The organism is Roseovarius sp. Pro17 (genome assembly GCF_035599575.1).
Lineage (GTDB): Bacteria > Pseudomonadota > Alphaproteobacteria > Rhodobacterales > Rhodobacteraceae > Roseovarius.
This window is the reverse complement of the sequence record NZ_CP141179.1, coordinates 3,752,108-3,773,385: the sequence shown is the minus strand read 5'-3', so window position 1 is coordinate 3,773,385 and position 21,278 is coordinate 3,752,108. Positions and strand designations below refer to the sequence as shown.

Sequence of the window (21,278 nt, the reverse complement as noted above, 5' to 3'; positions counted from 1 at the left end):
ATGGGCAAATCGCACGCACAGCTGACCGAATGCGATCCGGTCTGGCACCAGATTACCACCGAGGCCCAGGATGCGGTCAAGGACGAACCGCTGATGGGTGGCATGGTCCATTCCAGCATTCTGCATCATAGGTCGCTGGATTCCGCGCTGGCGTTTCGCATATCGATGAAGCTGGCCTCAAACGAAATGCCCGAGCAGATCCTGCGCGAAATCTGTGACTGGGCCTATCGCAGCGACCCCGATACCGGCATTGCTGCAAGGGCAGATATCGTGGCCGTCTATGACCGCGATCCCGCATGTGACCGCTACATCCTGCCGCTATTGTTCTTCAAGGGATTTCAGGCCGTGCAAGCCTATCGCGTTGCGCATTTGCTTTGGCGTGATGGAAGGCGCGATATGGCGCGGTTTTTCCAAATGCGGGTGTCTGAGGTGTTCGGGGTTGATATCCACCCGGCGGCAAAGATCGGCAAGGGGATCATGATTGACCACGCCCACAGCATCGTCATTGGCGAAACTGCCGTCGTGGGCGACAACGTGTCCATGTTGCACTCCGTCACACTGGGCGGCACCGGCAAGGAAGAAGAGGATCGTCATCCCAAGATCGGTGACGGCGTTCTGATCGGTGCTGGTGCCAAGGTGCTCGGCAATATCAAGGTGGGCCATTGCAGCCGAATCGCTGCAGGCTCGGTCGTGCTGGAGGAGGTTCCCCCATGCAAGACTGTCGCAGGCGTTCCGGCAAAAATCGTGGGCGAGGCGGGATGCGATCAGCCGTCGGTCAGGATGGATCAGCTTTTGGGCGTGCGCTGAGGCGCATTGCTATTCGCTCGTGAGGCAATGCGGCGACACTTCGATAGGTCTCGATAGGTTCAGCCTGCGCCAGCCCAAAAAAGAGCGGGCGGAGTTGTCCGCTCTTTCGTATTTCACCCTAGGCCCTCAAAGTAGTCAGTAGAGATTGTCGTAGAATGTCGACAGCGCATTGTGGCGCGGAGACATGGCGCTGCTTGCGGCGCTGTTCAGCGGTGCACCGCCGCTGCGGGCGCCCAAGGGGATTGTGACGCCAAATCGAATGGTATCCACATCCGTATCGGGCCCGACCGGATCAATCTTGGTGCGCGCCAGTTCCAATGACACTTGCGCGGGGACCCTCGCAATCTGGCTCAGATCATAGCCGACACCAAAACCATACGACGTGGCATCGATATTGCGCGCGTCAAAGTTCAAATGACTGATTGCGCCAAAACCAGTAAAACCGGCACCGAAATCATGGTCACCACCGACTCCGATACTGGTCACCTTTGTCTCGGCGAATATAGTGTCGATGTCGCTACGCATCCAATGACCCGCGAACTTGGTATATTGGGTCGGGGTATAAGCCACATTCACACCGTAGTCCGTCCAATCCGACGACGCGCCAAGCATGGTGGATGCGTCCGTTCCACCGAAAAACGCGGTGGCCTGAAGCAGCGAACCTTCATACCCCCCGGTCACGCCATAGGATGTCGCGTTGATATCACTGCCGAGCAGGCCGTTGCTGTCCAGACTCGCATATTCCAAATAAGCGCCGACAAGCGGACCGGACAGAAATCGGTAATTCAGCTGACCGCCTACATCGAACACGCCCGCATTGCCGCCCCGATCCGGATTGGCATGCAGGAGGGATCCGTCCACATCCAGGCTAAAGCCGCTCTGAAATGCGAACGTGCCCGCACCGTCCAGTGAAAAGCCGTTCACGTTGGGGCGGAAGCCAGAAACGGACGAATATGCGTATCCCAGCGTCGCGGCACCCGTAAAATCCTGCGCCAACCCCGCTCCCGGCACGGTCAGCATGGCGCACGCCAATAGTCTGCTTGATCTGGTCATCATGTTGCTCACCTCAGGTTTTTTATTTTTTTTATGAGGCTACTGAATCACACAGTGGATAGAGATTTCAAGATAATGTTTCAGTTTGATACCGCCCACTGAGTGGTTCGGATAGCCCAAGCGCGGAAAAGCGCGCCAGACTGGCGCGCTTTTATGTGGTCTCGGGGCTACGCCTGATGCCAGCTGCTATCTCAGGCCAGCATCACCATGGGGTTTTCCAGATTTTCAACGATATGCTTTAGCAGATCGGCACCCAGCGCGCCGTCGATCACCCGATGATCAACGCTAAGCGTGACTGACATGACAGTCGCGACAGCCAGTTCACCATCTGCGCCGACGACGGGTTTCTTCACGCCCGCACCGACGGCCAAAATCGCGCCGTGTGGCGGATTAATGACCGCATCGAAATTGTCGATGCCGAACATGCCGAGGTTTGAGATTGCGAAACTGCCACCCTGATACTCATGCGGGGCCAGCTTACGGTCACGCGCGCGCGCTGCCAGATCCTTCATTTCGGCCGACAAGGCCGACAGGGATTTCATATCGGCATCCTTGAGCACAGGGGTAAAGAGCCCGCCCTCGATCGCGACAGCCACAGCCACATCCGACGGCTTCAGCTGTAGCACCCGGTCGCCTGCCCACACGGCATTGGCAGTCGGCACGGATTGCAGCGCCAGCGCGCAGGCCTTGATGATGAAGTCATTGACGCTGAGTTTGACGCCTCTTCCTTCCAGTTGCTTGTTCAACTGACTACGGAATTTCAGCAGCGCATCCAGACGGATATCGCGACGCAGGTAGAAATGCGGCACGGTCTGCTTGGCCTCGGTCAGGCGGGCGGCGATAGTCTTGCGCATCCCGTCCAGCTTGACCTCGGTATACTCACGACCCTCGTAGATTTTGGCGACGGCGTCTGCCGATTGACCCTTGGGTGCACCTGCGGCGGGTGCGCCGGCAGCGCTTGCCTCGGCGACGTCCGCCTTTTTCGCGGGAACGGCACTTTCTACATCAGCCTTGACGATGCGGCCATGTGGCCCCGATCCGTCGATCTGGCTAAGGTCCAGACCCTTATCCGCCGCGATCCTTCGCGCCAGCGGTGAGGCAAAGATGCGTCCGCCATCAGCATCCTTGGGTGCAGCGGGCGCCTCTGCGGTGCTGGCGCCCTTGGCATCCTCTTCGCTCTTTGCTTTGGGCGTGCCGTCCTCGGATTTTGCAGGTTCAGGCGCAGGCTTACTTGCAGCATCCTTGATATCGTCCGCGCTTTCGCCCTCTTCCAACAGGACAGCAATCGCTGTGTTCACCTTGACGCCCTCGGTGCCTTCCGAAATCAGGATCTTGCCGATCGTGCCGTCGTCAACGGCCTCAAATTCCATGGTCGCTTTGTCTGTCTCGATCTCGGCCAGAAGATCGCCGGAGGCGACGGTATCGCCCTCCTTGACCAGCCATTTTGCCAATGTGCCTTCCTCCATCGTGGGGGAAAGGGCGGGCATTAGAATTTCCGTTGGCATCAGTCAATCTCCTCGACAAGAACACGGCTCCAGGGATCCTTGACCCAGCCGCCTTCGGTGCGGGCCGAATACGCGGACAGAATTTGCGGCAGGTGAGCGCGCAGCCAAGCGAGCCGATCCTCCTCGCTGGCGTCGTCCCCGGCTTCGTCGTTCACAAACTCACGCGGCACCACGATCCGATAGCGCGTCTCCCCTTCAGGCCCATCGAGCACATAGGCCTGCCGGGTGGGGTTGAAATGGAACGGTTCACTCATCTGTAGGTCACCTTATGCACTGCGTCCAAGACCTCTTTGGTCGACGTCAGCGCCAGCTTTTCGAGGTTTGCGGCATAAGGCATCGGCACGTCCTTGCCAGTGCAGCAGATCACGGGCGCGTCGAGGTAGTCGAACGCGCGCTCCATGATCACCGCCGACAGGTGGTTGCCGATACTCGCCACTGGCCAGCCCTCTTCGACAGTCACGCAGCGGTTGGTTTTCATCACCGACGCGATGACGGTGTCATAGTCCAGCGGGCGCAGGGTACGCAGGTCAATAACCTCGGCGGAAATGCCGTCCTCGGCCAGCTTTTCAGCCGCTTCCAGCGCATAGGTCATGCCGATGCCAAAGCTGACGATCGTCACATCCTCGCCCTCGCGCCAGATGCGTGCCTTGCCGAACGGCACGGTGAAATCATCCATCACCGGCACGTCAAATGATTTGCCGTAGAGGATCTCATTCTCAAGAAAGATCACCGGATTAGGGTCGCGAATGGCCGATTTCAGCAGGCCCTTGGCGTCGGATGCAGAATATGGCTGCACCACTTTCAGACCCGGAATATGCGCATACCAAGCGGCATAATCCTGTGAGTGCTGCGCACCGACCCGCGCGGCGGCGCCGTTGGGGCCGCGGAACACGATGGGACAGCCCATCTGACCGCCCGACATGTATAGCGTTTTGGCTGCCGAGTTGATGATCTGGTCGATCGCCTGCATCCCGAAATTCCACGTCATGAATTCCACGATGGGGCGAAGACCGCCAAAGGCCGCACCGACGCCGATCCCGGCAAAGCCATGCTCGGTAATGGGCGTGTCGATCACCCGCTTGGCGCCGAATTCTTCCAGCAGGTTTTGGGTAATCTTGTAGGCACCCTGATACTCGGCCACTTCCTCACCCATGATGAAAACGTCGCCATCGCGGCGCATTTCCTCCGCCATGGCGGTGTTGAGCGCATCGCGCACGGTCTGCTTTTTCGTCTCGGTGCCTTCGGGCCAGTCGGGGCTACGGTCGGGCTGGGGTGCCTTGGCTTCGGCAGGTTTCGACTTGGGCTTGTCCTGCTTCGGCTCGGCCTCTGCTTTGGGCTCGGCCTCTTTTTTCGGCGCATCGCCGATATCATCGGCGCTTTCGCCCTCTTCCAGCAGCACAGCGATGGCAGTGTTCACCTTGACGCCTTCGGTCCCGGCTTCGATCAGGATCTTGCCTATCGTGCCTTCATCGACGGCTTCGAATTCCATCGTGGCCTTGTCGGTTTCGATTTCGGCAAGAATATCGCCAGAGGCGACACTATCGCCCTCTTTGACCAGCCATTTGGCCAGCGTTCCCTCTTCCATGGTGGGGCTGAGGGCGGGCATGAGTATTTCTGTCGGCATGTATCTGGCTCCTCAGGCGTTCTGCGGCGCGGTTTCGGCGTAGATGTCTGTCCACAACTCAGCCTCGTCCGGCTCGGGGCTTTCCTTGGCGAACTCGGCCGAGGCGTTGACGATCTTCTTGATCTCCTTGTCGACAGCTTTCAGATCCTCTTCGGTCGCGTGCTTGCCGGTCAGCAGCAGGTCGCGCACATGCTCGATGCAGTCCTTTTCATCGCGCATCTTCTGCACTTCTTCACGGGTGCGATACTTGGCCGGGTCCGACATCGAATGGCCGCGATAGCGGTAAGTCTTGATCTCAAGGATATAGGGCCCCTTGCCCGAGCGGCAGTGCGCTACGGCCTTTTCGCCCGCTTCCTTGACGGCCAGCACATCCATGCCATCCACCGCCTCGCCGGGGATGCCAAAGGCCTCACCCCGCGTGTAGATATCCGGCGTCGAGGTCGAACGTTTCTGCGACGTGCCCATCGCATATTGGTTATTCTCGATCACAAAGACGACCGGCAACTCCCAAAGAGCGGCCATGTTGAACGTCTCATAGACCTGCCCCTGATTAGAGGCGCCATCGCCGAAATAGGTGAACGTCACGCGGTCATTGCCGCGATACTTATCGGAAAACGCAAGCCCGGCACCCAGTGGCACGTTGGCGCCGACGATGCCGTGACCGCCGTAAAAATGCTTTTCCTTCGAAAACATGTGCATCGAACCGCCCTTGCCGCGGCTATAGCCATCCTCGCGGCCCGTCAGCTCGGCCATGACGCCGTTGGGGTCCATGCCACATGCCAGCATGTGACCGTGATCGCGGTATGTGGTGATACGCTTGTCGCCCTCTTCGGCGGTAGCTTCCAGGCCGACAACAACGGCCTCCTGCCCGATATAGAGGTGGCAGAAACCGCCGATCAGGCCCATCCCATAGAGCTGGCCAGCCTTCTCCTCGAATCGTCGGATCAGCAGCATGTCGTGGTAATACGCTTTCAGCTCTTTCGCCGAAGCATTAGATTTGCTTGCTTTCTTCTGGGCAGCCATTGGCATGTATCCCCTTGGTTGGCACATAAGTCGAAAGATAGTTTAACGCTAAACTATACGCGGCACAAACAATTGCGCGCTCTCTTGATGATAGGCAGCAGTGTGGGGTCTACGCAAGGCGAGTCAAAGCGTTTCGCTCTGCATTTGAAACGGGGACCGTAGCGAAACGCGGTAAAGCCTATGAATGTTGAGGGCGTTTCGCCTTCGATACGTGACCGAAATTCAACGCGAAACGCTTCAGCGAATGACAATCTCATCGCTGCGCAGCAAGCCGATGACGGCGCGCGCCTGTTCATCCAAAAGATCCAGATCGAGGTAGGTGTCGGACAGCCGGTGGGTAAGATTCTCCATCACAGCGACTTCGGCGGTCAGCTGATTCAGTTGAACCTGAAGCTCACTCGCCTGCGCCTCGATCTCGGCGCGGCTGAAAAGGCCAAAGTCGCCCTGCACGGCGGCGAACGTAAAATACGTGCCCAGCGCGAAGGCGATGAGGAAATAGACGAACACGCCCAGCGGGGGCTTTTTGCGATTGATCACCAGTCTTGCCTCTTGGATATGCCTCTAAGCGGGCCTTTGGGGCACCTTGTCATATATGCCCCGCCTATGGAATCCCATTTCGCGGATGCCGTGCAAAGGTGCGGTTGGCGTTGCATTCTTGTGGCGGCAGCGCCTAAATGCACCCGTTAGAGGAGATCCGAGAATGCCCGACACCCGCCCGGACCGGTCCGGCCCGCATAGTGAGACCGACACGCATGAGGTGCTGAATCAACCCCCTCCGCGCGGCGATCTGGACCTGTGGGAGAGTGATCCGGCCCTGCGCGATCACGGCTTTGGCGCCGATGGCGATCATCTGGCGCTCTATGGGCGCAAGATCGGGCGCACGGCAATGCGCGACGCAGGGATCGACGCGAACCGCCACCCGCCCGAAGCGCGCCTGTTCGATGCAGGTGGGCGGCGACTGGACGAGGTGGCGTATCATCCCGCCTATCACACGCTGCTGCAAACCGGCCTTGGCGCCGGCTATGCCTCGCTACCGTGGGAGGGGGCGACGGGCGGCCATTCCACCCATGCCGCGATGGTCTATCTGACCTCGCAGGTCGAGCCGGGGGTCTGCTGTCCCATGACGATGACCTACGCCGCCGTCCCTGCCCTGCGCGCCTCGCCCGACCTGTTCGATCAATGGGTGCCAAAGCTGACCGCGCGCCTCTACGATCCCGCGATCAAACCGCTGGCGCAAAAGGCTGCAGCGACCATGGGCATGGCCCTGACCGAAAAACAGGGCGGCTCGGACCTCAGCCGGACGTCCACCCGCGCCGTGCGCGACGGGGATGCCTATCGGCTGCGCGGGCATAAATGGTTCTGCTCCGCCCCCATGTCCGACGGCTTTGTCACGCTGGCACAGGCCCCCGGCGGGTTGACCGCGTTCCTCGTGCCGCGCTGGCTGGACGGCACGCGCAACGCGATACATATCCAGCGGCTAAAGGACAAACTGGGCAACCGCTCGAACGCGCTGGCCGAGATCGAATATGCAGACGCACTGGCCTATCCGCTGGGAGACGAGGGCGACGGTATCCGCCGCGTGGTCGAGATGATCCATCACACCCGCCTTGATACTGCGATGGCGCCCGCTGGCCTCATGCGCGCGGCGCTGGGCGCGGCGCAGTACTGGTGCAGTCATCGCAGCGTCGGGGATGCCAAGCTGATCGACCAGCCGCTGATGCGCAGTGTGCTGGCCGACCTCACGCTGGACTGGGAGGGCACGCTGGCACTGGGCCTTGCCGTCGCGCGCGCCTTTGATGACACGACCGAACAGGGCCGCGCATTCGCACGTCTCGGCGTGGCGCTGGCCAAGTTCCTTGGCAATCGCCTGTGTCCGATGGTCGTCGGCGAGGCGATGGAGTGCCTTGGCGGCATGGGCTATATTGAGGATACCGGCCTGCCGCTGCTTTATCGCGAGGCACCGCTGAATTCGATCTGGGAAGGGTCCGGGAACGTCATCTGCCTCGACATTCTGCGCACGCTTCGCACCGTTCCGATGTCCGGCGAAGTGCTGAGCGACGCACTGGGCGAGGTCACTGGCGAATACCGCCGCTATGACGCGGCCCTGCGCGCCCATATGGGCCGTTTCCCGCGCCTGCCGGATGAGGGTCAGGCCCGCTGGTACGCCGATAGCCTGGGCACGCTGCTGACCGCGTCAGTCCTGATCCGACAAGCGCCGCCCGCCATCGCAGAGGCCTATATCGCAACCCGCCTCACCGGAGAGCGCGGCCGCGCACCCGGTGCGATTTCGGGCGTCGATACCGATGCCATCCTTGCGCGACTGAGCTAAGGGCGCGTTAGGCCGTTGGCGAGGATAGTTCGGCAAAAAGATGCAACAGCGTCATCGTTACGACCCCCCTTACGCCCACGGCACGGGGTCGGTCGTGACGACATGGCCGAACACATTCTCGCGGTGCCAGCGCAGATTTTCCGGGTGCGGCCAATCGCGTTGATCGCTTGGCAGGCACAGCTTGCCATCCGGTACGATCAGACGGTCCGTCACGTCGGATGGCACCTTATTGCGCGAAATCAGTATCGTGCGGTCCTCAGCCACCGAGATCAACCCGCGATCAAACATCCAGTGAAGTGTACCCGAGAGCGCCAGACCGTTACGAACGGAATCACTGCCGTGGCTTTCCACAGGGCGGATATGCGCCGCCTGCACTTCGGGGCGACCGCCGCCATTGCGTAGACGCAGACCAGACAGAGCGCAGCGATAGTCGTAGGCGTCGCGGACCTTGCGGCGAAACGCAACATCGCGGTAGGGGCGGCGCGTCAAACGCTCCAACACCGGGCGATGGAACGGGGTAGCTGCTTCGTCGAATCCGGCGGCGACAGTGCCGTAACGGGCGGCCTCAATCTGTTCCAGCTCTTGCGGCAGACCAAGATCGACAATTCTCGCAAAATCCTCCTCGGGCAGACGCCGGACGGCCAACTGCTGCGCACCGCCCTTTTTCGGCGTCCCATCGGCTTGCATCAAAGCGCGTTCCATCGGGCGACCGTCGCTCAGACGCGGCACCTCCCGGTCAAACGGCAGGTAGCTGCCCGGCTCAATCAGAGCTAGATACCGGCCCTCTACCCCTGGTTTGGGAATAACAGACATGATCTTGGCGACGGCGAAATAGCCGCGCGGGCCGGCCTTGACCGGCTCATAATAGATCGCCCAATCGCCGACCGCCTCGCGGATCGCTTTCAGGTAGCTTTTGGGAAAGTCATATTTTGCATCCGGCTCGTCCTCGTAGATCGAGTCGGCCTTGTGCAGCAAAACAAGTTTGGTCATCGCGCCGCGATCCTCTTGGCCCTCGCGCGGACCATTTTTGCACCGTATTTCGCAGATGACCAGGACGGCGCGAGTGCCCTACATCACCCCACGACAGACGCTGCGTGGATGCTGTCTATCGTTTTGCCGATGGTTGAGTTGAACTCGGCATCGGTCTGATCGGTCGACAGCCCCTCGGTCAGCGCGCGGCTAAAGCTGGCGACGATTCCACTATTCTGGGCTAGACGGCGGTTCGCCTCGTCGCGGCTATAACCGCCCGACAAGGCGACAACGCGCATGACGGCAGGGTGCTGGGTCAGTGCCTGATACTGGTTCGCCGTCTCGGGCAGCGTCAGCTTCAGCATAACTTCTGTGCCCTCGGGCAATGCGTCCAAATGGCGCGCGATCGTGTCCAGCAGTAGGGCCTCAGCCTCGGCCTTGTCGTTGATCGAGATGGTCACTTCGGGTTCGATGATCGGGATCAGGCCGTGACCCAGAATTTGCTGCCCCACCTCGAACTGCTGAGCAACAATCGCCTCAATCCCGCTGGCTGACGCCGCGTCTATGACCGAGCGCATCTTGGTGCCAAATATCCCGGCATCGACTGCGCGTTTGCACAGCGCATCCAGATCGGGCATCGGTTTCATCAGGCGCACGCCGTCGGATTCGGCCTCCAGCCCCTTGTCGACTTTGAGGAACGGCACGACGCCGCGTTCTTCCCAAAGGTAGCGCGCCGAGGGCTTGCCACCCATTTCGCGGTCCATCGTCATCTCGAATAGGATCGCGCCGATCACTTTGTCGCCGTTGAAATCGGGCGCCTGCGCGATGCGGGCGCGCATCGCATGTATCAGATCGAACATTTCGGCGTCCGAGCCATAGGCATCCTCGGCCACGCCATAGAGGGCCAGCGCCTTGGGCGTCGATCCTCCCGACTGATCGAGCGCCGCAACAAAGCCGTTCCCGGCGCGAATTTTCTCTGCTTGGGCTGCGTTCGGCATGGGTTCGGCTCCGCTCATCAAAATTTCAATGTCCTGCGCGCTTTTATGTCAGCGCCGGCTTGCTGGCAATTGTGGTCGCGCTAACGCTTCACCCCTTCAGGGCGGCGACACCAGGCAAATCCTTGCCCTCCATCCATTCCAGAAACGCGCCCCCGGCGGTCGAGATGTAGGTAAAATCATCCGCTGCCCCAGCCCGATTCAGGGCGGCGACCGTATCGCCGCCGCCCGCGACCGACACCAACTTGCCCGCGCGGGTCAGTTCGGCGGCGTGACGGGCGGCGGCGTTGGTGGCGGCGTCAAACGGTTCGATTTCGAATGCACCAAGGGGGCCGTTCCAGATCAACGTTTTCGCTCTATCCAGCGCTTCAGAGACGCGCGCGACACTGCGCGGCCCGGCGTCGAGGATCATCGCATCGTCGGGGCACAGATGCACCGCCAGAACCTCATTCGGCGCGTTCTCGGCGAATTCGCGCGCGACGACGATGTCGGCAGGCAGGATGATTTCACAGCCCTGATCGGCGGCTTTGCCCATAATCTGGCGCGCGGTTTTTGCCATGTCATGCTCGCACAGCGACTTGCCCACGCTCAGGCCCTGCGCCGCAAGGAACGTGTTGGCCATACCGCCGCCAATCACGAGGCTGTCGACCTTTTCAACAAGGTTGCTCAGCAGATCCAGCTTGGTCGATACCTTGGCGCCGCCAACGACGGCGACGACCGGGCGTTTAGGCGCGCCAAGCGCGGCCTCCAGCGCCTCCAGTTCGGCCTGCATCAAACGGCCCGCGCAAGAGGGCATCAGATGCGCGATGGCCGCCGTGCTGGCATGGGCGCGATGCGCGGCGGAAAAGGCATCGTTGCAATAGATATCGCCCAGCGCGGCAAGGCGGGCGGCGAATTCGGGATCATTCGCCTCTTCACCGGGATGAAAGCGGATGTTTTCCAGCAGCAGCACCTCGGCGGCGGCGGCCTCGGCCGTCAGGTTCTCAGCGCCTTCCAGCGTCTCGATCAGGCGCACACTATGTCCCAGCGCCTTTTCCAACGCAGGCAGAACAACGCGCAGGGACATATCCAGCACCACCTTGCCCTTGGGGCGTCCGAAATGCGCAATCAGGATAGGGCGACCACCTTTGGCGAGAATATCCTCGACCGTGGCCACGATCCGCTCGATCCGAGTGGCGTCGGTGACGCGCCCGCCCTCAACCGGCACGTTGATGTCCACGCGGGTCAGCACGCGCTTGCCCTTCAGGTCCATGTCGTCGAGGGTTTTCCAGTTCATGCCACTATCCTTGCCTAGCGAGGTCCGCCCCCTCTTGGCGTGACGACGCCGATGCGTCAAGACGGCCTGCTTGGCAACGCGCGCTCAAACGCCTAGATATCATGGCAATACATTCAAAAAGGAGGCCCATCCATGGCCGAGATCAAAGACCCCGAAAACACTATCCTCATTGAGCTGAAGGACGGCACCGTCGCGATTGAGCTTTTGCCCGACGTCGCCCCCGATCATTCCGAGCGGATGAAAGAACTGGCGCGCAGCGGCGCTTACGACAACGTGGCCTTTCACCGGGTGATCGACGGCTTTATGGCCCAGACCGGCGATGTGGCGAACGGCAACATGGAAAAGGACTACAATCCCCGCGGCGCGGGTACGGGTGGCAGTGACCTGCCGAACCTCAAGGCCGAATTCTCGAAGATTCCGCATGATCGCGGCACGTTGGGCGCGGCGCGCAGCGCGAACCCCGACAGCGCGAACAGCCAGTTTTTCATCAGCTTCAAGGACAACCATTTCCTGAACGGGCAATACACCGTCTATGGCCGCGTCATTCAGGGGATGGAGCATGTGGACGCCATCGCCAAGGGCGAGCCGCCCGCGAACCCCGACCGTATGATCAGCGTCAAGGTGGCCTCCGATGCGTAATATTCTGGCAGCAGTTTTAATGGCGACCGCCGCACCGGCGCTGGCCACTGGCCTTGAGATCGACATTGGAGGCGAGGCAAACGGCACCGTCACCATCGATCTCTTTGAGGATGTCGCGCCCCAGCATGTGGAGCGGATCACGGCACTGGCCAAAGACGGCGCATATGACGGCGTCGTCTTTCACCGCGTCATCAGCGGCTTCATGGCCCAGACCGGCGATGTGCAAAATGGCAAGCTGGAGGGTGGCAATTTGAGCCTCGCAGGCCAAGGCGGCAGCGACATGCCCGACCTCAAGGCCGAGTTTTCGGACCAACCGTTCGAGGCAGGCGTCATCGGCATGGCCCGCAGCCAAAGCCCCGACAGTGCAAACAGCCAGTTCTTTATCATGTTCGGCCCCGCACCGCATCTGAACGGCCAGTACACTGTCGTCGGCAAGGTAACCGACGGCATGGACGTAGTGAACGCGATCAAGCGCGGCGCCGGTAGCAACGGCGAAGTCGACGGCACACCGGACGTCATGCAATCCGTCAAAGTTATCGACTGACTTGGCACTGCTGAAAAATGCCACGGGCTATGAGCCACTGAACACGCTCAAGCCCGTGGCCGATGACATTTGGCTGGTAGACGGTCCGGCACTTAGCTTTTACGGTATGCCGTTCTCAACCCGCTGCACCGTGGTACGGCTGGAGAATGGCGATCTTTGGGTTCATTCCCCAACATTACTGACGGACGGGCTACGCACCGAACTGCACGCTCTGGGGCCGGTGAGGCATTTGATCGCGCCTAATTGGATTCACTATTCGTATGTCCGCGATTGGCAGCAGGCCTACCCCGATGCCGCCGCCTACGCCGCCCCCGGCGTAGTGGAACGTGCGGCGAAAAAGGGTCTATCGCTGGTGTTCGATACCGATCTCGGACAAGAAGCCGAGCCATCTTGGGCCGGACAAATCGACCAGATGATCGTTGAAGGCAGCAAGGTGCATCGCGAGGCGGTATTTTTGCACCGCGCCTCTGCCACGCTGATCCTGACCGACCTGATCGAGAATTTCGAGACGGCAAAGCTACCCACGTGGATGCGCCCCCTCGTCTGGATCGCCGGAATCGACGACAGCGACGGCAAGATGCCACCCGACATGCGCCAGACCTTTCGCAAGGCACCATTGGCCGAGGCCGTCGAGCGCATGATCGCATGGGAACCGCAGCGCCTGATCCTTGCGCATGGGCGCTGGTATCAAAGCGACGCCGTGGGCGAGTTGCGGCGCGCCTTTCGCCGCATCCTGCGGGACCGCGAATGGATCGTGGCGATGGAGCGGATCGAGGCAGAGCGCGCCAAGGGCGAGCATAGCGACTGATCCCTCGGCAAGTTTACTGGCCCGGAGCGCGCGGGTGGCTCATGCTGTAGCGAATCGCAACATGAGAGGACCGCAACCATGCTTCGCCTCGCTTTGATCGCGCTGACCCTGATGGCCACGGGCGCCGGGGCCGATCCCACATTCTGGAAACCTGAGTGGCCACAGACGAACTTTGCCAAGCGCAACATCGAAAGCTGGGCCGAAATTCTCTCGGGCGGCCCGCCCAAGGACGGCATTCAGGCCATCGACGCGCCAACCTTTCGCAAGGCGGTAGGCGAGACGCGCATCGACGGGCCTGAGCCAGTCATCACTGTCGAAATCGCCGGCACGCCGCCGCGCGCCTATCCGGTGCGCTATCTCATGTGGCACGAGATCGTGAATGATACAGTGGCAGGCGTGCCCATCGCCGTCACCTTCTGCCCGCTCTGCAACTCGGGCATCGTGTTCGACCGGCGCACCGCGCATGGCACGCTCAGCTTTGGTGTCTCGGGCAAGCTGCGCAATTCGGATATGGTCATGTATGACCGCGAAACCCATAGCTGGTGGCAGCAGGCACAAGGCCTCGCCATCGTTGGCGATCTCACGGGAACGCAGTTGACCGCCCTGCCCGCATGGATGGAAAGCTGGGACCAGTTCCGCGCCCGCGCGCCCGGCGGGCTGGTGATGGAGCCGCCACAGCAAGGCCCGCAATACGGACGAAACCCCTATGCGCGCTACGACAGCGCATCGCGCCCATTTCTATACAGCGGCGATCCTCCGCCGCATGGCATCCCGGCGCTGGCACGCGTCGTGCGTGTCGGTGCGCGTGCATGGCCGTTGACGCGGCTGCGCGAAGCGAGAGAGATACGCGAGGCAGAGGTGACGCTCTCTTGGGAGGCCGGACAGGCATCTGCACTAGATACCACGCGGATCGGAGAGGGGCGTGATGTCGGCACTGTGCGGGTGCGGGACTCCAGCGGGCGGGACGTTCCACATGACGTAATGTTCGCTTTCGCCTACCACGCCTTTTGGCCTGATGGGCAATGGATGCTCAGTGAATGAGCCGGAGCCGCGTCCGGCGGGAGTATTTGTCGAACAATGAAAGTTGTCTAAGCGCGGTCCTCAGGCATTCCCTTCGTAAAGATACTCCAATCCTGCGGTGCGGTTCACATTGAAAGCCCGCAGATCAGGCGCTGGGCGCTATTTCATCCAGATCTCGACCCGGCGATTGGCGCGGCGGCCCCATTCGCTGTCATCGCAGGCCATGGGCATCGCTTCGCCGAAAGCCTCTATATCCATCTTGAGCCGGTCTAGTTGCGCGGTTTCGGCAGTTCGAATGACCGCGTCCTGCACGGCCTTTGCGCGGCGCAAGGATATGGTGCGGTTGGCGTTCGCCGGGCCCTCGCCATCTGAAAAACCGACAAAGACTAACTGTCGCCCGTCGTAGAAACCGCTTTCCAATGCCCGCGCCAGACTCTCAACATTTGAGCGTGACTGCGCGTCCAGCCGGGCCGAGCCGGGTTCGAATCGAAAGGTTGTCGTCAGACGTTTCAGCGGGCTAAGCACGCGCGTCATACGTTGAAGATCGCTGAGCGTGATTTCCTCTCCGGCGCGCAGCACGGCGTTGGCAAAGCGATCGCCCTGATCGTTGATCGCGATCTCTTCGGGCAGTTGGTCGACAAATCCGGCGCGGCGAATCACCAATTGCGCTGCTGGCTCGCGGGTAAACGCGAGGAATTCGCGCATCAGCTTGGGTAGGCGGCGCGCGGGTAGGTATAAGAACATTGGCGCGGTAAGGGGGTAATCCTCAGTCTTGACCGCGCGACGGGTGGCCTGCATCGCGAATCCGCAAGCTCCGGTCAGGGCCAGCTCAAAGGTCAGGCCCTTTTCCGAGCGGCTGCCAATGCCCAGCGAGAATGGATCCTGCGCAACAGCCTGCGACAGCGCGTCACCATCCAGGTGATGTATGGCGCCGGCGACGAATTCCGTGGCCCCGCCTTGTAGCATCCGCCTTTCGGTTGATTGGCCGAGGCCGGTGGTGGGGTCATGCAGATGCACCGCGATAGGCGCGTCGGCGCCGCCGAGTTGCACCCAATCGGTAATCTCACCAGCCAGCACCTGTGCCAGTTCGGGTGTGGTGATCGTCGTCACCGGATTGCCCGCCGATACCAGCGGCACCAGCGCATCGAGCGCCAACACGCGGCTGCGTCGGGCGTCGCGCAGATCGCCAAGGCCCACTTCGCGGCCACGTATCGCCTCCTTGCGAGTGACCTCGCGCAGTGACATGGCCATGTCGGCCTCGCCCGCGAGCAGATCGGCAAAGCCCTCATCGGTATTGGTCAGGCGCACATGAAAGCGCCCGCGCGCCTCATGTGTAGCTGGATCGGAAAGGGTGTAGGCGAAAATGATGTCGGATATGTTGTCGCGCGAAAGCTCCAGCCCTTGGCGCAGTGCGAATGCCTCGATTAGCGCGGGCATCAACACGCGGCCGATGGTTGGCGCGCCCGACAGGGTCGCCTCGGCGACATATGCGTTCAGGTTGGGGCAGCCCGGTCCCTCGCACAGCACGCCCGAGCCGTCGACTGTCAGCTCACCGTAAATGGTATCGACGCGGTAGAACTCGCCATCGAAACCCTGCAGATCGCCGGTAATCGTCACCTCGCCATCGCGCGAGGTCAGCGTCACGTCCTGCGCGGCAGCGGGCAGGGTGGCGAGACATGGGAAAAGTGCGGCGAAAATCGCCGCACGTAGCTGTGCCATCAGTATCCCCTTGAGCGCAGGTGTCAGTTGCGCACGATGGTGAGGTCATTCAGCAGGTTTTTCAACACCAGAAAGTCACCTACCGCACCACATCCAGGCATCATCAGCGTCACGTCCTGCACGCGCAGGCTGCCGCCGGGCTGCATTTGCAGTGCCTGTGCATCGATATCGCGGTTGCAATTGAGCGGCGTCACCTCGGCCTCAACAAGCAGGTTGACGTCGCCGTCGCGGCCCGCCAGCAGGCTGGGAAAGGTATATATTTCGGCCATCAGTGCCTTGGGCTGATCGGCGGCGCCGAGCCGCGTGAGAAAACCGCGATTGCCATCTGACGCCGCCGCAACATCGCGCGGTGCACCCGACCAGACATGGCCATCATCGTCATATCCCGCACCAAATTCCAGCGCATGCAGCTGCATGCCTGTATCGCCCTGCCACTGCACTGCGACGCGCTGATAATAATTTACACTATCGACCTCGGCATTTGCGACGGCGCCTTCGCCATTTGCAAACGCGGCGATGAACGACGCTTTCAGCGCGAGGGCGGGTACCAACATGCTGGCATGGCCGTCATCATCGGTCACCCCGGTGAACATCATGCCGTTGTGATGCATCGTAAACCGCTCGCTGGTCGCACAGGGCGCATCCAGCGACAGGGACACCATCGCAGCGGGCGCCGCGTCGGCGGTGAGCGTGTAGTTACAGGCAAGGCTGGGCGCGGGCTCTTCCAAGGGCAGCGCATCGGTCAGCGTTTTGGTCGTCGAATCGCGCAATGTCGCCTCTCGAATCAGAGGCGTGTCGGGCGTTTGCGGCAGCAGCGCAGGCATCAGCGCTGCACTGGGCGGCGACGGAACGGCGGAGATGAGTGTGATCGACGACAGTTCCAGCGTTTCAGTGGCGGCATCGCTGAGTGCCGCGCTGGGGGCGGGCACCTGAGTGCTTTCGTCCTGCGCTACCGGGTCAGTTACCGTGCGGGACTGCATGAAATGACCGGCGCCCAGCGCCAGCGCCAGCGTTCCGCATCCCACCGCGATCATTTTGATCTTTCGCATCTGATAACTCCACACACCTAAAAAATTTGGTTGTGCAGTATATCTAGCGAGCGAAAAGGGCGGCCATGTGGCGCAGATGTGGAGTCATTCGGGCCGCATGATGACGGCCCGAATGACGCGTTCAGATCGTCAGGCGAGGCGTCCGTGGCAATGCTTGAACTTAGCACCGGATCCGCAGGGGCAGGCCGTGTTGCGGCCCGGATTGCCCCATGTCGACGAATCGTTTTCGTCAAAGCCTTGCAGCGGTGCCTCGGACGGAGTGGCGGCGGACTGCTTGCCATCCTCGCGCGTGATCGCAGCGTCGGTCTGGGCCTGAAGCGCGGCGCGCTCGTCCATCATTTGCTGCATCATGCGCTGCTGATCGGTTTCTGACACCGGCTGGACCTGACCCAACTTTTGGGTAACGTCCTGACGCAGGCCGTCCAGCATCGTCTCAAACAGGGCGAAGGCCTCGTTCTTGTACTCGTTCAGCGGATCGCGCTGTGCATAGCCACGAAAACCGACGACGCTGCGCAGATGCTCCAGCATCAGAAGGTGATCGCGCCATTTGCTGTCGATGGTCTGCAGCAGCAGCTGCTTTTCGATCAGCCGCATGTTGCCCGGACCAAAGGCGACGGCCTTTTTCGCCATCATCTCGTTCGCGTGCTTTTCAATGCGCTCGCTGATGTCCTCGTCGTCGACGCCTTCTTCATCGGCCCATGCCTGCACCGGCAGATCCATGTTCAACTGCTCGGCGATGGCGGTATGGAGGCCCTCCATGTCCCACTGATCGGCGTAGGTCTTGGGCGGCATGAATTGGTCGACCAGATCGTCGATCACCTCGCCGCGCATGTCCTTGACGATGTCACTCAGGTCGGCGGCGCGCATGATATCCAGGCGCTGCTTAAAGATCACCTTGCGCTGCTCGTTCATCACGTCGTCGAATTTCAGCAGCTGCTTGCGCATGTCAAAGTTACGGCCTTCGACCTTGGCCTGCGCGCGCTCGAGCGATTTGTTCACCCATGGGTGAATGATCGCCTCGTCCTCTTTCATGCCGAGGCCGGACAGTACCTTTTCCAGGCGCTCCGATCCGAAGATGCGCATCAGGTCATCGTCCAGCGACAAGAAGAAGGAAGACTGCCCCGGATCGCCCTGACGCCCCGAGCGGCCGCGCAGCTGGTTGTCGATCCGGCGACTCTCGTGGCGTTCAGTGGCAAGGACAAAGAGACCGCCAGCATCCTTGACGGCCTGCTCCTCGGTCTTGTGCCCCTCTTCGATACGGGCGCGAATTTCGGCAGGATCGCCATCGGGATCGGCGGCGATCGCCTCCATGATCTTCATGTCGATATTGCCACCGAGTTTGATGTCGGTGCCACGCCCGGCCATGTTGGTGGCGATGGTCACTGCGCCCAACTTGCCCGCGTCACCGACGATCTGCGCCTCTTTTTCGTGCTGGCGCGCGTTCAGGACGTTGTGGTCGATGCCCGCATCCGTCAGTAGCTGGCTGATCGTTTCCGATTTCTCGATAGACGTGGTGCCGACCAGCGTGGGCTGGCCCTTGACGCTGGCCTCTTTGATCTCTTCGACCACAGCCTTGTACTTTTCCGCCGTGGTGCGGAACACCGCGTCGTCCTTGTCAACGCGCGCTATGGGCTGGTTTGTCGGCACAGCGACCACGCCAAGACCATAAATTTCGGCAAACTCGTCCGCCTCGGTCAACGCGGTGCCGGTCATGCCGGACAGTTTTTCATAGAGGCGGAAATAGTTCTGAAACGTCACCTGCGCGAGCGTCACGTTCTCGGGCTGGATATCGGCGCCTTCCTTGGCCTCGATGGCCTGATGTAGGCCATCGGACAGGCGCCGCCCCGCCATCATGCGGCCAGTGAATTCGTCGATCAGCACGACCTCGCCGTCGCGGACGATGTAATCCTTGTCCTTGTGGAACAACTTGTGCGCGCGCAGACCCTGATTAACGTGATGCACGATTGTCGTGCTTTCAGGATCGTAGAGCGATTGATCCTCGGGCAGCACGCCACGCTCGACCAGAAGGGTTTCGAGAAACTCGTTGCCCTCATCGGTAAAGGTGCAGCTGCGCGCCTTTTCGTCGATCTTGTAATGCTCTTCGGCCAGCTCGGGAATCAGTTTGTCGATCGCCAGATACAGATCGCTGCGATCCTGCGCCGGCCCCGAGATGATCAACGGCGTCCGCGCCTCGTCGATCAGGATGCTGTCGACCTCGTCCACGATGGCAAAGTTATGGCCACGCTGGTGCATCTGGGTCAGCTCGGACTTCATGTTGTCGCGCAGATAATCAAATCCCAGCTCGTTGTTGGTGGCATAGGTCACATCACAGGCATAGGCGCGCTGTTTCTCGTCCTCGGCCTGCTGCGGATAGATGACGCCCGTGGTCATGCCCAGCGCACTGAAAACGGCGCTCATCCACTCCGAGTCACGCTTGGCAAGGTAGTCGTTGACGGTGACGACATGCACGCCCTTACCGCCCAGCGCGTTAAGATATGCCGGGAAGGTGGCGACCAGCGTCTTGCCCTCGCCTGTCTTCATTTCGGCAATATTGCCCTGATGCATGAAAATGCCGCCCATCAGCTGCACATCAAAGGCGCGCAGGCCCAGCGCGCGGCGCGCGGCCTCGCGACAATTGGCGAAGGCCTCAGGCAGAAGGTCGTCCAGCGACTCGCCCTTTTGCAAACGTCCGCGCAGCTCATCCGTCTTGGCAATCAGCCCGGCATCATCCAGCGCCTTGATCTCGGGCTCCAGCGCGTTGATCTTGTCGACCAGCGGGCGCGTCGCCTTGACCTTTCGGTCGTTCGCAGTGCCGAAAACCTTACGGGCGACCGTTCCAATACCCAGCATGTTCAATACGTTCCCGTCTTGTGATCTGTTGTGTTCGGCAATGCCTTGCCCCGTTTCGATTGTCACCCTATGTCGGGCGGGGTATCAGCGGGATGTGCCTGTATTCAAAGGCGATGTAAGGGTCCGCTTGCTTAGTGTCAACGTCGCGCGCCCTGTGCGCCGCCAACCGCCGCAAACTGTGAAGGAACGCCATATGCTCGACCGTCTCAAACCGATTGCCACCTGTGCCATGCTGATGGGGATACTCGGCGCCGCGCCGGTCGTCGCCGCAGATGACACCGAGAGCGCAGTCAATGCCGACACCGTCGTCGCCACAGTGGGTGGGACCGACATCACGCTGGGTCACATGCTGACTCTGCGCGCCGGTCTGCCTGAGCAATTTCAGCAGGTGCCTGCCGACGTTTTGTACCCCGGTATCTTAGACCAGTTGATCCAGCAGACGCTACTGGCGGATGCCAGCAAGGACGACCTGTCCAAGCGTGCCGCACTAGCGTTAGAAAATGAGCGCCGCGCGCTGATCGCCACCGAAGAAATGGCCCGCATCGCCGAGACTGCAGTCACCGATGAGGCCGTCCAGAGCTATTTCGATGAAAACTTCCTGAACGGCGAGGATGTCTCGGAATACAAGGCCGCCCATATTCTGGTCGAGACCGAAGAAGAGGCTCAAAAGCTGGTCGATGAGCTGAAAGACGGCGGCGATTTCGCCGCACTGGCGCAAGAGCATTCCACCGGCCCCTCCGGCCCGTCGGGCGGCGCGCTTGGCTGGTTCAGCGAGGGCATGATGGTCGAGCCGTTTCAGATGGCCGTCGAAGGAATGGAGGCCGGTAGCGTCAGCGATCCGGTCCAGACGGATTTCGGCTGGCACGTGATAAAACTGGAAGAGACCCGCATTAAGGACGCACCCAAACTGGACGAGGTCCGCCCCCAGATCGAAGAGGCGCTGCGCCAGAAGGCTATAGAAAAGGAAATCACCCGTCTGCAAGAGCTGGGCGATGTAGATCGCACTGCTGGCGATGCGATGGACCCGGCTGTGTTGAACCAGCTCGACCTTCTGGAAGAGTAAACGCG

19 protein-coding genes are annotated in these 21,278 nt (G+C 61.0%); 7 read left to right on the top strand and 12 right to left on the bottom strand.

Translation table 11 applies throughout. The annotated features are described in order from the left end of the window. A complete protein-coding gene (cysE, locus tag U3654_RS18240) occupies positions 1-807 on the top strand; it encodes a serine O-acetyltransferase (protein ID WP_324752951.1) in 807 nt (268 codons plus the stop codon). 135 nt (positions 808-942) lie between these two features. On the opposite strand, the gene U3654_RS18235 is transcribed toward cysE, so the two are convergent. The 6 genes from U3654_RS18235 to U3654_RS18210 form a co-directional block, all read right to left on the bottom strand. Beyond that, entirely contained in the window at positions 943-1,863 is a 921-nt protein-coding gene (locus tag U3654_RS18235) for a hypothetical protein (RefSeq protein ID WP_324752950.1), read from the bottom strand. Between the two features lie 188 nt (positions 1,864-2,051). Then, positions 2,052-3,365 (bottom strand): pyruvate dehydrogenase complex dihydrolipoamide acetyltransferase, encoded by a 1,314-nt coding sequence (locus tag U3654_RS18230; RefSeq protein ID WP_324752949.1) that lies wholly within the window; start codon positions 3,363-3,365, stop codon positions 2,052-2,054. Continuing rightward, positions 3,365-3,619, bottom strand: a complete 255-nt coding sequence (locus tag U3654_RS18225; RefSeq protein ID WP_324752948.1) for a hypothetical protein — start codon at positions 3,617-3,619, stop codon at positions 3,365-3,367. The genes U3654_RS18230 and U3654_RS18225 overlap by 1 nt, the downstream gene beginning before the upstream one ends. Beyond that, positions 3,616-4,989, bottom strand: coding sequence for a pyruvate dehydrogenase complex E1 component subunit beta (locus U3654_RS18220; protein WP_324752947.1), 1,374 nt, complete (start codon positions 4,987-4,989; stop codon positions 3,616-3,618). Before U3654_RS18220 ends, U3654_RS18225 begins: the two co-directional genes overlap by 4 nt. A gap of 12 nt (positions 4,990-5,001) precedes the next feature. Beyond that, complete coding sequence (gene pdhA, locus U3654_RS18215; protein WP_324752946.1) at positions 5,002-6,012, bottom strand: pyruvate dehydrogenase (acetyl-transferring) E1 component subunit alpha; 1,011 nt, start codon at positions 6,010-6,012, stop codon at positions 5,002-5,004. 237 nt (positions 6,013-6,249) lie between these two features. Continuing rightward, positions 6,250-6,549, bottom strand: a complete 300-nt coding sequence (locus U3654_RS18210; RefSeq protein WP_416384532.1) for an FtsB family cell division protein — start codon at positions 6,547-6,549, stop codon at positions 6,250-6,252. Positions 6,550-6,712: 163 nt separating this feature from the next. Between U3654_RS18210 and U3654_RS18205 the strand changes: the two genes are divergently transcribed. Further along, entirely contained in the window at positions 6,713-8,341 is a 1,629-nt protein-coding gene (locus U3654_RS18205) for an acyl-CoA dehydrogenase family protein (protein WP_324752945.1), read from the top strand. A 69-nt stretch (positions 8,342-8,410) separates the two neighbouring features. Here the strand turns inward: U3654_RS18205 and U3654_RS18200 are convergent, their stop codons facing one another. The 3 genes from U3654_RS18200 to U3654_RS18190 all read right to left on the bottom strand — a co-directional run bounded on the left by U3654_RS18200 (position 8,411) and on the right by U3654_RS18190 (position 11,581). Continuing rightward, positions 8,411-9,331, bottom strand: coding sequence for an HNH endonuclease (locus U3654_RS18200; RefSeq protein ID WP_324752944.1), 921 nt, complete (start codon positions 9,329-9,331; stop codon positions 8,411-8,413). Between the two features lie 83 nt (positions 9,332-9,414). Further along, positions 9,415-10,308: a fructose bisphosphate aldolase gene (locus U3654_RS18195; RefSeq protein ID WP_416384605.1), complete on the bottom strand. Its 894-nt coding sequence runs from the start codon at positions 10,306-10,308 to the stop codon at positions 9,415-9,417. 88 nt (positions 10,309-10,396) lie between these two features. Continuing rightward, positions 10,397-11,581 carry a phosphoglycerate kinase gene (locus tag U3654_RS18190; protein WP_324752942.1) on the bottom strand — a complete coding sequence of 395 codons (1,185 nt, stop codon included), beginning with the start codon at positions 11,579-11,581 and terminating at the stop codon, positions 10,397-10,399. A gap of 132 nt (positions 11,582-11,713) precedes the next feature. Here U3654_RS18190 and U3654_RS18185 point away from each other — a divergent pair, with 132 nt between their 5' ends. From U3654_RS18185 to U3654_RS18170, 4 genes are all read left to right on the top strand, one after another. Then, positions 11,714-12,220 (top strand): peptidylprolyl isomerase, encoded by a 507-nt coding sequence (locus U3654_RS18185; protein WP_324752941.1) that lies wholly within the window; start codon positions 11,714-11,716, stop codon positions 12,218-12,220. Then, positions 12,213-12,764 carry a peptidylprolyl isomerase gene (locus U3654_RS18180; RefSeq protein ID WP_324752940.1) on the top strand — a complete coding sequence of 184 codons (552 nt, stop codon included), beginning with the start codon at positions 12,213-12,215 and terminating at the stop codon, positions 12,762-12,764. The genes U3654_RS18185 and U3654_RS18180 overlap by 8 nt, the downstream gene beginning before the upstream one ends. A gap of 1 nt (position 12,765) precedes the next feature. Further along, positions 12,766-13,572, top strand: a complete 807-nt coding sequence (locus U3654_RS18175) for a DUF4336 domain-containing protein (RefSeq protein ID WP_324752939.1) — start codon at positions 12,766-12,768, stop codon at positions 13,570-13,572. 78 nt (positions 13,573-13,650) lie between these two features. Next, a complete protein-coding gene (locus tag U3654_RS18170) occupies positions 13,651-14,613 on the top strand; it encodes a DUF3179 domain-containing protein (protein WP_324752938.1) in 963 nt (320 codons plus the stop codon). A 138-nt stretch (positions 14,614-14,751) separates the two neighbouring features. Here U3654_RS18170 and U3654_RS18165 read toward each other — a convergent pair whose 3' ends face one another. From U3654_RS18165 to secA, 3 genes are all read right to left on the bottom strand, one after another. Further along, the gene (locus U3654_RS18165; RefSeq protein WP_324752937.1) at positions 14,752-16,311 is read right to left on the bottom strand and encodes a phosphate ABC transporter substrate-binding/OmpA family protein; all 1,560 of its coding nucleotides are present in this window, start codon (positions 16,309-16,311) and stop codon (positions 14,752-14,754) included. Positions 16,312-16,334: 23 nt separating this feature from the next. Beyond that, complete coding sequence (locus U3654_RS18160) at positions 16,335-17,360, bottom strand: hypothetical protein (RefSeq protein WP_324752936.1); 1,026 nt, start codon at positions 17,358-17,360, stop codon at positions 16,335-16,337. Between the two features lie 129 nt (positions 17,361-17,489). Continuing rightward, a complete protein-coding gene (gene secA / locus U3654_RS18155; protein WP_324752935.1) occupies positions 17,490-20,210 on the bottom strand; it encodes a preprotein translocase subunit SecA in 2,721 nt (906 codons plus the stop codon). 193 nt (positions 20,211-20,403) lie between these two features. Here secA and U3654_RS18150 point away from each other — a divergent pair, with 193 nt between their 5' ends. Next, on the top strand, positions 20,404-21,273 hold the full coding sequence (locus tag U3654_RS18150) for a peptidylprolyl isomerase (RefSeq protein WP_324752934.1): 870 nt from the start codon (positions 20,404-20,406) through the stop codon (positions 21,271-21,273). The last annotated feature ends 5 nt before the right edge of the window (positions 21,274-21,278 follow it).